This window comes from Dorea sp. AGR2135, assembly GCF_000420885.1.
Classification (GTDB): domain Bacteria; phylum Bacillota; class Clostridia; order Lachnospirales; family Lachnospiraceae; genus Dorea; species Dorea formicigenerans.
Genome location: NZ_ATVU01000004.1, coordinates 130801 through 143159, shown reverse-complemented (window position 1 = coordinate 143159; position 12359 = coordinate 130801). Strand labels below are relative to the sequence as shown.

At 42.4% G+C, this 12359-nt stretch carries 17 protein-coding genes, 1 other RNA gene and 3 pseudogenes; 3 read left to right on the top strand and 18 right to left on the bottom strand.

Features of this window, described 5'->3' with window-relative positions:
• Nucleotides 1-159 precede the first annotated feature (159 nt).
• The 3 genes and pseudogenes from G593_RS0104365 to G593_RS0104355 all read right to left on the bottom strand — a co-directional run bounded on the left by G593_RS0104365 (nucleotide 160) and on the right by G593_RS0104355 (nucleotide 1162).
• Nucleotides 160-366 (bottom strand): helix-turn-helix domain-containing protein, encoded by a 207-nt coding sequence (locus tag G593_RS0104365; RefSeq protein WP_005341250.1) that lies wholly within the window; start codon nucleotides 364-366, stop codon nucleotides 160-162.
• A 145-nt stretch (nucleotides 367-511) separates the two neighbouring features.
• Nucleotides 512-891: pseudogene (locus G593_RS18360) on the bottom strand (single-stranded DNA-binding protein).
• The gene (locus G593_RS0104355; protein ID WP_242827031.1) at nucleotides 863-1162 is read right to left on the bottom strand and encodes a hypothetical protein; all 300 of its coding nucleotides are present in this window, start codon (nucleotides 1160-1162) and stop codon (nucleotides 863-865) included. The pseudogene G593_RS18360 and the gene G593_RS0104355 overlap by 29 nt, the downstream one beginning before the upstream one ends.
• 946 nt (nucleotides 1163-2108) lie before the next feature.
• Here G593_RS0104355 and G593_RS20700 point away from each other — a divergent pair.
• Both G593_RS20700 and G593_RS18355 read left to right on the top strand, forming a co-directional pair.
• Nucleotides 2109-2309 carry a hypothetical protein gene (locus tag G593_RS20700; RefSeq protein ID WP_242827030.1) on the top strand — a complete coding sequence of 67 codons (201 nt, stop codon included), beginning with the start codon at nucleotides 2109-2111 and terminating at the stop codon, nucleotides 2307-2309.
• Between the two features lie 391 nt (nucleotides 2310-2700).
• Nucleotides 2701-3240 (top strand): IS110 family transposase, encoded by a 540-nt coding sequence (locus G593_RS18355; RefSeq protein WP_242827029.1) that lies wholly within the window; start codon nucleotides 2701-2703, stop codon nucleotides 3238-3240.
• Between the two features lie 33 nt (nucleotides 3241-3273).
• On the opposite strand, the gene G593_RS0104335 is transcribed toward G593_RS18355, so the two are convergent.
• From G593_RS0104335 to G593_RS0104280, 14 genes and pseudogenes are all read right to left on the bottom strand, one after another.
• On the bottom strand, nucleotides 3274-3648 hold the full coding sequence (locus tag G593_RS0104335) for a hypothetical protein (protein ID WP_029730907.1): 375 nt from the start codon (nucleotides 3646-3648) through the stop codon (nucleotides 3274-3276).
• Nucleotides 3649-4063: 415 nt separating this feature from the next.
• Nucleotides 4064-5476, bottom strand: a pseudogene (locus tag G593_RS18350) (relaxase/mobilization nuclease domain-containing protein).
• Between the two features lie 100 nt (nucleotides 5477-5576).
• Entirely contained in the window at nucleotides 5577-6206 is a 630-nt protein-coding gene (locus G593_RS0104325) for an RloB family protein (RefSeq protein WP_029730906.1), read from the bottom strand.
• Nucleotides 6206-7372 (bottom strand): AAA family ATPase, encoded by a 1167-nt coding sequence (locus G593_RS0104320; protein ID WP_005341167.1) that lies wholly within the window; start codon nucleotides 7370-7372, stop codon nucleotides 6206-6208. The genes G593_RS0104325 and G593_RS0104320 overlap by 1 nt, the downstream gene beginning before the upstream one ends.
• 205 nt (nucleotides 7373-7577) lie before the next feature.
• On the bottom strand, nucleotides 7578-7877 hold the full coding sequence (locus G593_RS0104315; RefSeq protein WP_029730905.1) for a CD1845 family protein: 300 nt from the start codon (nucleotides 7875-7877) through the stop codon (nucleotides 7578-7580).
• Nucleotides 7874-8176 (bottom strand): hypothetical protein, encoded by a 303-nt coding sequence (locus G593_RS0104310; protein WP_005341163.1) that lies wholly within the window; start codon nucleotides 8174-8176, stop codon nucleotides 7874-7876. Before G593_RS0104310 ends, G593_RS0104315 begins: the two co-directional genes overlap by 4 nt.
• A 134-nt stretch (nucleotides 8177-8310) precedes the next feature.
• A pseudogene (locus G593_RS20695) lies at nucleotides 8311-8439 on the bottom strand (ABC transporter ATP-binding protein); the annotation flags it as partial.
• Between the two features lie 120 nt (nucleotides 8440-8559).
• Nucleotides 8560-8862 carry a tyrosine-type recombinase/integrase gene (locus G593_RS0104305; RefSeq protein ID WP_029730904.1) on the bottom strand — a complete coding sequence of 101 codons (303 nt, stop codon included), beginning with the start codon at nucleotides 8860-8862 and terminating at the stop codon, nucleotides 8560-8562.
• Nucleotides 8863-9188: 326 nt separating this feature from the next.
• Nucleotides 9189-10280 (bottom strand): rolling circle replication-associated protein, encoded by a 1092-nt coding sequence (locus G593_RS0104300; RefSeq protein WP_196801956.1) that lies wholly within the window; start codon nucleotides 10278-10280, stop codon nucleotides 9189-9191.
• Between the two features lie 370 nt (nucleotides 10281-10650).
• Nucleotides 10651-10833, bottom strand: coding sequence for a hypothetical protein (locus tag G593_RS21705; RefSeq protein ID WP_029730901.1), 183 nt, complete (start codon nucleotides 10831-10833; stop codon nucleotides 10651-10653).
• A 15-nt stretch (nucleotides 10834-10848) separates the two neighbouring features.
• Nucleotides 10849-10916: hammerhead ribozyme type II (locus tag G593_RS21700), an RNA gene on the bottom strand.
• Nucleotides 10916-11176, bottom strand: coding sequence for a DUF6874 family protein (locus G593_RS0104290; RefSeq protein ID WP_029730899.1), 261 nt, complete (start codon nucleotides 11174-11176; stop codon nucleotides 10916-10918). Before G593_RS0104290 ends, G593_RS21700 begins: the two co-directional genes overlap by 1 nt.
• Nucleotides 11173-11394: a hypothetical protein gene (locus G593_RS0104285; protein WP_029730898.1), complete on the bottom strand. Its 222-nt coding sequence runs from the start codon at nucleotides 11392-11394 to the stop codon at nucleotides 11173-11175. The genes G593_RS0104290 and G593_RS0104285 overlap by 4 nt, the downstream gene beginning before the upstream one ends.
• A gap of 248 nt (nucleotides 11395-11642) precedes the next feature.
• On the bottom strand, nucleotides 11643-11873 hold the full coding sequence (locus tag G593_RS0104280; RefSeq protein WP_155961776.1) for a hypothetical protein: 231 nt from the start codon (nucleotides 11871-11873) through the stop codon (nucleotides 11643-11645).
• Between the two features lie 90 nt (nucleotides 11874-11963).
• Here G593_RS0104280 and G593_RS0104275 point away from each other — a divergent pair, with 90 nt between their 5' ends.
• A complete protein-coding gene (locus G593_RS0104275; RefSeq protein WP_029730896.1) occupies nucleotides 11964-12179 on the top strand; it encodes a hypothetical protein in 216 nt (71 codons plus the stop codon).
• Here the strand turns inward: G593_RS0104275 and G593_RS20045 are convergent.
• Complete coding sequence (locus G593_RS20045) at nucleotides 12176-12349, bottom strand: hypothetical protein (protein WP_155961774.1); 174 nt, start codon at nucleotides 12347-12349, stop codon at nucleotides 12176-12178. The two genes, G593_RS0104275 and G593_RS20045, sit on opposite strands and share 4 nt — an antisense overlap.
• Nucleotides 12350-12359 lie beyond the last annotated feature (10 nt).

Genomic DNA, 12359 nt, shown 5'->3' with positions numbered 1-12359 from the left:
GGTCGCACGATACAGGCAGATGAAATTGCCTGTATAGAAGTGCGCTCTTAGCTTTGCTAAGAGATTTATGCCGTATCCGGCGTGTTATCTTTTTTCAATTTCTTTTTTCGACTTCTGAAGCATTCTGCCAGTTTTAATAATTTGACATGTCTTCTCTTGTTACTCATCATCTGTAAATTCCATCATCTCATCAACGGTGCAGTCCAGCTTCTTGCAAATCTTCTCAATCGTTTCCATTGATACATACTGATTTTTTCCCATCCTTGCAAGAATGTTTCCGCTGATCCCGGTAAGGTACTGCATCTCTATCCGCTTCATATTTTTATCTATGAGCATTTTCCATAACCTGTTATAACTTACGCCCATAAGCTACCTCCATCTTTTCGTTTAAACATATTTTGATTATATCACGATTTCGTTAGGTTGAATATCTTTAGTTTTTGATATCTTCTGTAAAATGGAAAAGAGGATGCCTAAGCAAAAGGCAACCTCTCAATCCATTTAATCCTGATTAATCAAATGGAATCTCACCATCTGGTGCTTCCATGAATCCATCCTTATCTGTGTTCCTGACGAATCTGCACCGGCACCGTTATCCTTGTTCTGAGCAAATTCATGTTCTTCCACAATCACATCTGTGGTATAAATCATCTTTCCGTCCTTGTCCTTATAACTGCCGGTACAGATACGACCGCCAATCACAATTCTCATTCCCTTGTGGAGATATCTCTGTGCAAACTCTGCACTTTTTCCAAATGTGACACAGGAAATAAAATCTGCTTCCTGTTCACCGTCACGTTTATATCTTCTGTTCACTGCCAGTGTATATCTTGCTACTGCCATATCATTGTCCTTTCCGCAGCTATGCTGCCATTGTATATTCTTCATCATCTACTTCACAGTCTGGCATAAACATTGCACATGCTTCCGGTGGAGTGGTATCATCCGGTGAAAACATTCTCCGGATCATTTCATACATAATCGGATACCGATATGCAATTTCCTCTCTTGCAAGGAATCTGCATACTCTATAAAGATTCTTTTTCATCTCTGCATCCGTTACAAGCATGGCGGCCAGATGGATTCTCTCCCTCGTATAAATCAGATTCGGGCATCCAAACCAGTTAATCAGCTGCATTTCTTTCATTTTCAGTTCTGTCATAAACTGCTCCTTTCCAGGCATCTCGCCCTGTAAACATTGTTTTCAGTTCCGTTATTCCGGCGGTCTTGCGTGCGTTTCCCTGTCACCCGCAGTCGTCTCGGACTGCCTCTGCCTGCATAGCAGGTCACTGACCATAAGGCTTTGGTCAGCCGCCCATCATCGGGAGTGTCATTATGATTCCGCTTGCTCTCAGAAAAAGAAAGGTCATGGCAGAACTCCTGGTAGGCTTCCAGGGTGCACTTATCGGTTGTCACGGTTCCGACGAAGGAACATTCCAAAACGTCCTCTGATTACTAAAGTCAAATGACTTAGCAGAATGCAAAAAATTCGTGATATTTTTTTGCATTTTTATCATTTTTTCTTTTACTTTTGTTAGTCCCTTCACTTACTCTGTATTTGGAGAGCTAAAAGCGGACATGATTTTGAAAAATTATGAAAAAGTTTTGTTCCTCTACCTATAAAGCTTTTGAAAGTATATTTACCAACCCCTTTTTGCAAGTTTTTTTCGCAAAAATGAAATATTCCCTCACTAATAGCAAGTTTCAGAGGGCATTTGGACGGTATTTTCGCAGAAAAAATCATTTTTCTACTAATCACACGTGGGAACTTGAAGAATGTCAGATTATTTTTTAGAAAATCAAAAAAGAAGCACCAACTTTTATAGTTAGTGCCTGCCTTATGTCTCTATTGATTCTGAAAAACTCCTGTGGTAAATCCACAGGAGTGCTCGTCATCTTCTTTATTCCATTTTCTTCTTTCTTAAGATTAACCATCTAGTGATTACTGTTACCGAAGCGATCAGCGTAATCACATACTACATATCATTCCAGCTTTTGAGAATGGACAGACTGAGGAAGCAGCAGACTTCTTTCATGCACTGAAAAGCATAACCGCTCCACACAACAACAATTATTTCACTTCCGGCTTTCTGACACTCGGACTGGCATTGAGAGATTCCAAAGTAATTATCTATGGAATTGATGAAAAACAGGGAACAACACAGGTAATCCCTTACGAATATGATTGCGAATCAGGCGCTTATATCCAGAATGAACATCTGGCATATAGCAGACAGGATAGCTTTTTCCGAGAAGCCACGAAAGAAGCGGTCTATCGGAAAATGCAACCCGACAGAAGTAACCCATAAGATAAACAAGAGGCCTTGCAAGGTTTTCTTTCAAGTTGTTTCCCCGAAGGGATTGCAGCGAAGCTGCTTAAGGGCTCTGTCGCCATTACAGATAGTACCCAGTGCCATATGGCGAAAAGTAACTCCTGCCGCTGTCCCTTCGGCATGATCTCCGTTCCATCTATTTTTCAAAAATCCTCTGCATCGGATTTTGTGGAAATATAATAATAGACAAAATAAAAGGCACTAACTTTATACGGTTAATGCCATTTCCTTTATTCATTCACATTTTCAAATGCTTCCTGTGTATTTGAGAATCCCATTCCTTTCACCGTTTCAGATAACTGCGATACGATGATAATCGATGGTGGACATCATGGTATCAGACTTTAGGAAAGGGAGGTACAACCCCATGAAAATTTATGTAGGCATTGATATTGCCAAACTCAACCATTTCGCCGCTGCGATTTCTTCCGACGGTGAAATAATTCTTGAGCCGTTCAAATTCACTAACGACGCTGATGGCTTCCAACTGCTGGTCTCTAAGCTCGAATCATTCGACAAGAACAGCATCATCATCGGTCTTGAGTCAACGGCACACTACGGTGACAACCTTGTTCGATACCTTGTTGCTGAGTTTTACCAAGTGTGTGTGTTGAACCCCATCAAAACCTGTCAGATGCGTAAAAATAACATTCGCAAAACTAAGACAGATAAGGTCGACACTTATGTGATTGCTAAAACTCTTATGATGCAAGACAACCTGAGATTCGTCAGTTTCTTTGATCTCGATATGATGGATCTGAAGGCTTTGGGACGTTTCCGGCAGAAAACCATAAAGCAACGTACCCGGTTGAAAATCCAACTGACAACCTATGTTGTCAGGTATGCCCGGAAATTCAATACTTTTTCAAATCCGGTCTGCATCAGCACGTTGTCTATGCTTTATTAAAAGAAGCCCCTTCTCAAACTCTTACTTATACTTTTATTTTACTATTCTTTCAATTTTTACCGTTTCACCATCAATATTATACTTAAAAAAATAAAATTTAATAACATTTCCTTCTGATACTTGTTCTAGATCACCTTTACACTTAGTACAATCTAAACTAACTTTTGTCGTATCAAAAAATAGACTACTTTCTTCCTTCTCATTTAGTTCTATTAAAAGTGTATCAAAAGTTTTCTCTACAACAACCCCACTCAAATGAAACCAATGAGCATTATCATCTCCACTAGAACGCAACTCCATATTTTGACGATTCTCCTTAAAAACATTTCCTTTTACACCAAGCACAATTAATACTATTGCAAACAAAAGTATGATTAACAAAATCAATCGTTTAAAAATTTTTCTCATAAATATCATTCTTCCTTAGATTATATATTTACTTTAATTATATATCTTATTTCCTATTTTATCTATATTTTTATGTTTATTTAAAATATTGCATTCTATTTCATTTTTATCAAAATATTTTCAAACAAATCCAAACAAAGAATCTAGGGTCAAATTTCGGTCAAATCAGGATAAATAAATATAACACTTTATATGTAAGTCAATTTTAAAAAAGTCTGTAATTCCAGCCTTTACAACACTTTGTAACACAATATAAACCATTTATCTCTATATAATGTATAACGATAATGTATAACGATTGTAACTGTTCAGAACCCCATTCTGTGGCTGCGCGGTCTCCGTTCCACTCCGGTCGGCACTAAACGGACATCCCCCGGATGTCCAGTGCCTGCGAACGCTTTTGACCAGGACCAGCTTACCGCTGGCCGTGGTCTTTTTCTTTTTCAACATCCTGTTCTACCTCCATTTTCAGCACTCGATCTACATTTGCCTTTGCCGTTAAAAGCTCCCGCATTTCCTTACGGGAACGCCGGTACTCGGCATAGGTCTTTTTCTTTTCTTCCAGCAATTTCGCGTACTCTGTCTGCAACTCTTTGACCTTTGGCAGCTTCTTGACGCCCATCTCATCAAAGGCATTCTTAGCAGCCTGGTGGAGCAGAATTTCTTCCTCATGTTCCTCCCGGAATTTCTTAGAGTAACCCGCCTTGCGGTATGCCACATAGATCTCACGGGTCTTGGCATAATTTACGATGTGAGTACGCAGAACAGCGATCTCTGCCATGCGCTTTTCAGCCGCTTTGATCTGCGCCGAAAGATCATTGTGATGTGCCGTGGCAGCCGCAGCCTTTTCTTCCAAAACTGCATACTCCAGCAGATTGTTCTCTGACAGGTAATTCATGGTCTGCGCCATTTGTTTCAGATTAAAAACTTTAGCCCATCGAGCATAGCCAACACCTTTTCCAGCCTGCAATTTTGCCTGAATGTCCACCAGCAGATTGACCTTCGGCGGCTCTGCCTGTGTGACTGTTTTCTTTCGCGGGGTATGTGCTTTCTTCCCTAAGAGAACTGCCCGCAAATCTTCCAATCCATATCCTTCGCCCAGACTGTCCATGCGGGCGGCTTTCTCCCAACCAGAGAGCTTCAGTCGATACGATTTTCCGCGCTTTGAGACTTCGCAACCATACTCCTGCAACAGCTTCAGCAGTTCTTCAAAGTCAGCAGGACTTTGTGATAATGCGTTGTCAATCGCCACACGAAGCAGCTCTCGGTGAGAGGACTTTGCCTAATCGCCCAACCATTTGTTATAGCTCTTTCCGTGAGGTTTCGGATTCTCTACAATGGACACTTCATTCTCAATACAGATGGTGTCACTTAGCCGGCGAACCGCCTTGGTGCTGCCCCAAAAGTTTCGGAATTTCCGGTCATATTCTAAGCTGACCGATGACCAGATAATGTGATTATGAATGTGCGACTTGTCTATGTGAGTGCAGACCACAAAGGCATGATTGCCTTTAGTAAAACGCTTTGCAAATTCTACGCCCAGCCAGTTTGCTTCTTCCGGGGTAATCTCACCAGGGCGGAAGGACTGGCGCACATGATAGGCAATCACATCATCTGTACCACGCACTCGTCCGGTAGCGGCAATGTACTGCCGCTTTGCCAGAAGGAACTCCGCATCCGCAGTCCGGCTGTCACACGCATAGCCGGTAATGAGCCTGCCGTTATCTGTTTTCTTTGGATTGGCCACATAGTCGATGATGTCACTGATCGCCCGACTCTCTGTGCGGCCTTTGCCGACATGAAGCGGCATGATTCTTGTAGTTGCCATAATGCTTCCTCCTCTCCAAACACAAAAGCTGCCACCCAACGAATTTTTATCGTCGAAGTGACAGCTTTCTGTCATTATGCACACCTTTGTAATGGTGCTTTTATGTTCTTTTACTATTCAAAAATTCAACCAGCTCATAGACTGTCGTTACCGGATTACTATCTCGGCAGATCACATCAACCTGATCTCTGGTTAATCTCTCCACTCGTTCTTTTGCGTACTGAATAGCTTCTGGCTGATGTTCCTGCAATTTTTCAAAAACGTCCACACTTTTTCCGTAATTTTCCAAATATCCTTTGTTTTTCAAGATGTCAATTACCGTAGCGGAATCTTTCAAATATCCATTCCGTTTTTCAAAATGGAGCAGATACCAATATTCAAATGCCGGATTGGAATATGCGATTTTGTACCCATGCTTCTCCGAATAGGAAATTGCAGCTTGAAGCTCAGAGTCTTTATTATCATCACAGTCAAATACACACCAAAGCTGATCTCCGTCTTTCGGATAATAATCTGCTTGAGAGATCAGAGATTTTGCGTGTTTCACCAAATGTTCCGCCGCTTTATGTTTTGATGGAATTGGGATAATATCCACCAGGCAGTTTCGTGAACGAAAATGTTTGAAATAAAGTGTCTCTGTTTCTTTTCCTTCGCAGATGATATAAACAATCGGTTTACGCTTACGCCGCTTAACTTTGTTCGGGTCATACTCTTTTCGCATCTTGCTCATCAGGCGTCACCTCCGATAAAAGGGATTGCACCAAACCGTCCCTGAAGATAACCCTTACGCACATTTTCTCCTTTTCTTGGAGAGAAAGATGCCAACGAGTAAAGCTCTGTTGCACAAGTCTCATCATTCTTTTCAGCAAACCAAATCTGATCTCTACGGAAGAAATTCAAGTCAAGTAGCATTGCATCGTGTGTTGTAAAAATCAGCTGCGCTCCCTTTGTATTGACAGCCTTATCCTGCACCATTTCAATCAGCCTTCTGGTTAAAAGAGGATGCAGACTATCCTCAATTTCATCAACAACTAAAAGTGCGCCGTTTTCAAGTGCCTGCAACCATCCTCCAATGCGGGCAAAAAAGTGTTGTGTACCGACAGATTCCTGCTCCATTAAAAGCTGGAAGTATTCTGTTGTACCATCCTCGTTAATAATTCGATGTGTTGTCGTAATAACCGGAATTTTACCGGAAGTGTTCTTGATTGTAACATCGGTAATTCCAAGATCGGCAAGCAGCAATTCCTTTAAGATTCGAGCTTTCTTATCATCACCACTGGCAATCTGGGCAACAGTTTCTGAGGTAGCTGGTTCTTCATCCATCAAGAATGTCAACTTTTCCAGGAACCACCGATAAGCATTTTCCGTCTGAGGCAGATTCCAGTCATTAGAAGATACCAGATAGAGCTTATTGTCTGGTGTTCGATTGCTCAGAGTTACCTGCTCATTTACATTTTCCCGGAACTCATATACTCCGTTTTCTCTTGAAAAGATTAAGGCTTCACGACCATTTGGCCAATGGTAAAGATACTCTTTATAAATCTTCTTTGCATCAAAAGAAAAACCGTATGTGTAACGAACTCCCTGAAAAATAAATACCATCTCAAAAGACGTCGGTTCCTTTGTTCCGCCAAACGGCTCCCACGGCAACTTTTGTCCCTTAGAAACTTTTGCTGCATTTCCTACAACCATTTCTTTCATTGTCATCATTGCGTGTAATACGTTACTTTTTCCGGCTGCATTGGCACCGTAAATCGCAAGTACGGGCAACAATGCCTTCTTTTCATCTGGATGAAGCAGATATTCTTCAAATGACTTATCCTTAGAGGCCGCAAAACTGATTACGGCACTGTTCTTTATTGACCTGTGATTTTCAACTGTAAACTGAATCAACATAATTGAATACCTCCATTCTCAGTATTCGTATTTTCAGCCACTATTATAACAGTTAAAAATGCTTTGGTCAATATTTATAGCTTGTTTTTGCAGTTTTTCTGCAAAATTTATGAATAAATTCTTTCTCAACCATTTTTCACAAAATATTTATCGTACTATAACCACACCATCTTAGTCAGTGACCAAGATTGTGAGTAAGATACCTTCACCCATACACCCTGTCCTGAATTGCATATTTCAAATCCTGCACCTTACCCAACAGCCAGATCGCCGCAAGCGGCAATCCCATCGGGCTAATCAAAAAAGCTATAACCAGCAAAATCACACCATTTTGCGGGGAATAGGTAATAATCACAGCCACGCCAAGCAGAGCAATTATCGTGCTGAGCAGACCAAGCACCAGACCGGATATGTAGATCAGCCCCGTACAAAGCCAGACAAAAAGCGTCAACACCAAAATGACCGGTGCAGTTACGATCATCAGCAGACATTTCAAAATCTTCATTCCTGTTCCTCCTTCCAACGCTCCAGATGCCGTTTGCACAGGGCATCCGCTTCTCTCTCATCATCTTCCGTCACTTCCCGTTTTCCTTTGGTCAGTTCAATCTCCAGATAAGTCCGGTAATCATCGGCTAAGAGGTCGAACAGTTCCTTGGGAGTATGGCACACCTCGCCAGAGCAATAGTGAAAATCTTGGTCAAATTCAACTCTTACACATCCATGGCGGCTGATATAAACTTCTATGGTCTCGTCTGCGGTCAGGTAATCCGTAAAAATCTCCAGCACCTTTTCAAAGGTCAGCATCTGTTTTCACTCCTTTACTACGCTTCTTATTCTACTCATATTATCCGGTGCGGACAGGCAAAAGACAAGGATACAGACAAAAAGAAATAGCGGAGGAAGGTGCGGCGAAGAAACGCCGTTCCTCCCTCCGCAAATGGAGTATCTATCCCTGTTATGAAAGTTTGGAGAGTTTCTATGGAGAGGGTCACACCATCCAAGGCTCTGGTAATGTCCGGCTCTGTGCCATAATATTTTTTCAGTTCAGTCGTTTGCAAAATTCTCATAAAGAACACCATCCTTTCTTTTTGATAAACCCATTGTAACGACCAAACCTCACAGAAATGTCACGAGCCACAAAAAATTTCCGCTAAATTCGACCCCAAATGTCACAAGTCTGTGACATTTCAATTTTTGAGGCGTGTCGGCGCTACTTTCGGAGCAGGAAAACAGAAAAGGTTGAGCCTTTCCCAACTTCCGATACAAGCCTCTTTCACAGAGTCTGATAATTGGATATATCGGTCACGGTCAGTTTTGGCTTCACGGATTGTAAGAATCCCATCTTCGAGATTTACATCCTTATAGCGAAGACCAACAACTTCAGACACACGAAGTCCACAGCCATAGAGAATACGAAATATCACAGGTAGCGCCAGATGCATGTTTCTTGCAACCTCCCGAGGTTCTGTTTCATCAGCGGCTTTTATCACAGATACTATCCCCTCTACCTTTTGCTTCCGTAGACATACGTTTCCACTTGTTAAGCATATCTTTGATTTCGGATTATTCTAACCTTGCTTACAGCGATTTGCAATATATTGACATTAGACCCTTTTCCCATTGGTGCTTCGGGATACTATGGTCTCAGCTGACTCCTAGGTATGAACTTTTTATCGCACGTACAAGTTGTACGCTACCTAGGCCTCCCAAGGTAAGACACAAGTCTTTCACCGCACAACCTCTGGATTTACTCTCTTGGCGTTACGTTTACCTTTTGGGCTTCGATTTGTTTCGCAATCTTGCCCGCCATTTAGTCTCATATCCAGTTTCTGTTCGTAGGCTCAACGGTTTTGCTACACCACTTCCTCCCCCTAAACATTGCTGTCTTCTTGCCGTTGTCACTACCATGTGAACCATTAAGACGACCGCCAGTGTCATGAGAATCCTCATGCCGATTTGGTTGTGTCGTCTTGCCTGCTTTCGTGTCATCTTTGTTCCTCCGTTTCCTCATTCTCGCTCGGATGTAGAACATCCCATTGAAATCGTTATAATAAACACCGGAATCCGTGAAATCATATTCCGGATACCATTTGAGCATCTGTTCTCTGATTGTCTCTGCATCTCTGACAAATCCGTCCACATACTTCCCGATAGGCTTGTACGTTCCGGAGGATGCCAGTGGTCTCTTTGAATGGACTTTCCGGATGCGAGGCTGTTTGAGATTCTGCGAGGAGTTCCATCTCTTTTCCCCTTTCTTTCTGTCCTTTTCTTTGGTGATGTAGTTCGACAATCCTGTGAGACCATATTCATCCTTGTCCAGTCGCCTCGTTTCATTCCTGCGACCCTTTTTCCATGTGGATTCAACCGTGTCCATGTCGAGCAGTCCATCCATCACGAGATGATGATGCCATCGGATTTCTGCATCCGGAGACCATTCCGTGATGTATATGTATTTTGCCGGAGGCAGTTCCCTCTTTTTCCTCTGATAGTTCACCCTCCGGATGTAGTTCTGCATGTTCTTGACCGCCTCATTCATGTCCTGCGGTTCTTTCCCTGCTCCGTATGTCAATGTGACCCAAATGTCAGAATCACCGAAATTCTCATTGAGCAGGCGTTCCACATATTTGCGAGCATTCTTGTCATTGAGGTTCTTTTGTGCTTTGGAGTTATCTCTTTTGATTCTGCCCTCCACCGGAACATCATCCATCTTTTTGAACTCCGGATATATTTCCACCTCGAACTGCTCACCTGCACGAATCTCTTTCAAGGCATACACACACTTGAATCTGTTCTTGAGCATCTGTTCCACGAAATACTCGTGCAGGTCATTGATGCTCTTGTTGAATGCTGCCTCGTAGTCATAAGGGATGAACGTCATCCCCCTCTTTTTCTTCTTGCTTTTATCCACCTACCACATACGTCCTTTCATGCCTGTCCACATTTATCCGGATAGTTTTTCGTTGACTTGTTACTATCTATTACAAGGTCGAAAAAACCATGAAAAACCCTTGATTTCTGCGGACTTTCCCTCGTTTTTTGTTGACGTATGAGCCAGTGTTTGATATAATATTTATAGGTTTAATCACTGACTGATACGTCTTTGATACTTGGGAATTGGCTGCAACCGATTCCCTTTTTCTTTGCTCTTTTTTGGGAGGTATGGCTGCAACCACGCCTCCCGATTTTCATGCCCTGCATATTCTATTTTCAAAGGCTCACGCCTCTTGTTCCCTGCTGCCCTGCCATTGCTGACAGGGCGTTGTCTTTACCTGCTGCCATTACGCTGTCGCAACTGCATCCTGTCTCTGTTCCCATCTCTGACGCTCCTCCATGATTCCGCTTTCTTTTCCGCTTTCATAGGCAGTCATGCACATCACCGCATAACCTTTCGCATCACTGGACTGGATTTCCGTGAACTTTCTTGCCATTCTTTCAATGATTGCTTTCTTTTCTTCTGACATGTGGTTTCCTCCTCTCATGACCTGTCTCGTCAGTGCGTGGCGGTCAATCTCACGCAGACGGATGACCTGCATCCGTTTCGACTTACCCTGCAAATCTCGGAACAAACAATCCGAACTCTGTTGCCGGAAATTCCGACCGGATAATATTGTTCTGTATTCCACAAAAATCATGTGCAAAGTTGAAATCATCCGCTTTCAACCAGTCCTCAAGTCTCAAGTTGAATTTTTTATCTGCACTTTCCACATCCATCATCGCACCCATCCGGTCGCTTTGTGTGATACCTGCTGCCTCTGCTCTTTCACATATCTCTGCATACAACATATATTTTTCTCTTTTTGTCATGACTGTTTTCCTCCTCGAATCCTCTCAAGTTCTTTCTCTATGTTCTTTCCGGAATAATCTGCGAGCAACTTCTCTGAAATGTGATATGTCCAAATTGACGACATCTGAATCGCCGTGCCGATTGGGAGTTTTCCCTGCTGCATCGCAATCCGGACGAACTGCGGTGACACATTGAGGATTGCTGCTGCCTCTGCTGTCAATATTCTCCCGACTTCCATGCTGTTCCCTCCTTTGGTGGTTCTCTCGGTCTGTTCATGACCTCACCTCTGTTCCGGCGTATGTGTACCGTGCTGTGACTTTTCGCCTTAAAAAATCACTGAAAACCTGTCATCCATCCACTCACTTTCTAGCAGGTGAGACCGCTGCCATGTTTCACACGGTATCCCGATGATGTCTTTCGGCTTGCCATCGTCAGAGCGTCGGTCGCCATCCGGACGCTGACGGAGGTTGATTCCTCCGTTTCGGCTTATATGAAAATGAACAGTTTATCGTTGTTAAAATTCAAAACTTTCTTGACTTCGGTCATCTTGATTCTGTATGTGTCATTCGCCATCGTCTCGCATGGATGGAGGAAATTTTCAACCTTGCCGGAAAAAATAACACTTTCACCTGCGTCGTCAATGATTGTCACCTCTGAAATGTCATACTTGCTCATGTATCCGTTTATAACTTTCAAAACCTTTTTCTTTTTCTCCATTCTGTTTCCCTCCTGTTCTGCTTGCCCTGCTGTCTCTCCTGCCGTATAATGAACGTGCATACATTTCCAACTGACAGGAGGTGAAACAGCATGGCGAACATTGATTTTGAGTTCGATTTTGAAACTGCTCTTTCCGAGGCTTATCACGACGATGAAATCTATCAAGACATTTCTGATATTGCAAAAGGTCTTGATGGAAAATTCATCAAAACAGAGGATGCCATCCGGAAACTAATCAAAATCAATTCATCTGTACTCGCTAAAGTTCTTAAAAAATATAATCATGAACTTCTTAATGAACTTTAGTTCTGTGGGGATTCTTCGGAATCCCTTTTTTCTTTCGCTTTTGTCGAAAGAATCATCTTGCGTAACTTGTCCATTTCATTTTCGAGTTTGTACTGTGCATCTGTTACACGCTCCATCTGTGCGAGGATGCTCTTGTCATCAATTTCAATTTCTGCCGGAACACAAATCATTTTTCTCACC

Excerpts from the sequence above, each read along its gene's own strand:
- G593_RS0104365 (WP_005341250.1), bottom strand. The coding sequence starts at position 366 with ATGGGCGTAAGTTATAACAGGTTATGGAAAATGCTCATAGATAAAAAT.
- G593_RS0104355 (WP_242827031.1), bottom strand. The coding sequence starts at position 1,162 with ATGACAGAACTGAAAATGAAAGAAATGCAGCTGATTAACTGGTTTGGA.
- G593_RS18355 (WP_242827029.1), top strand. The coding sequence starts at position 2,701 with ATGAAAATTTATGTAGGCATTGATATTGCCAAACTCAACCATTTCGCC.
- G593_RS0104335 (WP_029730907.1), bottom strand. The coding sequence starts at position 3,648 with ATGAGAAAAATTTTTAAACGATTGATTTTGTTAATCATACTTTTGTTT.
- G593_RS0104325 (WP_029730906.1), bottom strand. The coding sequence starts at position 6,206 with ATGAGCAAGATGCGAAAAGAGTATGACCCGAACAAAGTTAAGCGGCGT.
- G593_RS0104320 (WP_005341167.1), bottom strand. The coding sequence starts at position 7,372 with ATGTTGATTCAGTTTACAGTTGAAAATCACAGGTCAATAAAGAACAGT.
- G593_RS0104315 (WP_029730905.1), bottom strand. The coding sequence starts at position 7,877 with ATGAAGATTTTGAAATGTCTGCTGATGATCGTAACTGCACCGGTCATT.
- G593_RS0104310 (WP_005341163.1), bottom strand. The coding sequence starts at position 8,176 with ATGCTGACCTTTGAAAAGGTGCTGGAGATTTTTACGGATTACCTGACC.
- G593_RS21705 (WP_029730901.1), bottom strand. The coding sequence starts at position 10,833 with ATGTCAGAAGAAAAGAAAGCAATCATTGAAAGAATGGCAAGAAAGTTC.
- G593_RS0104290 (WP_029730899.1), bottom strand. The coding sequence starts at position 11,176 with ATGACAAAAAGAGAAAAATATATGTTGTATGCAGAGATATGTGAAAGA.
- G593_RS0104285 (WP_029730898.1), bottom strand. The coding sequence starts at position 11,394 with ATGGAAGTCGGGAGAATATTGACAGCAGAGGCAGCAGCAATCCTCAAT.
- G593_RS0104280 (WP_155961776.1), bottom strand. The coding sequence starts at position 11,873 with ATGGAGAAAAAGAAAAAGGTTTTGAAAGTTATAAACGGATACATGAGC.
- G593_RS0104275 (WP_029730896.1), top strand. The coding sequence starts at position 11,964 with ATGGCGAACATTGATTTTGAGTTCGATTTTGAAACTGCTCTTTCCGAG.
- G593_RS20045 (WP_155961774.1), bottom strand. The coding sequence starts at position 12,349 with ATGATTTGTGTTCCGGCAGAAATTGAAATTGATGACAAGAGCATCCTC.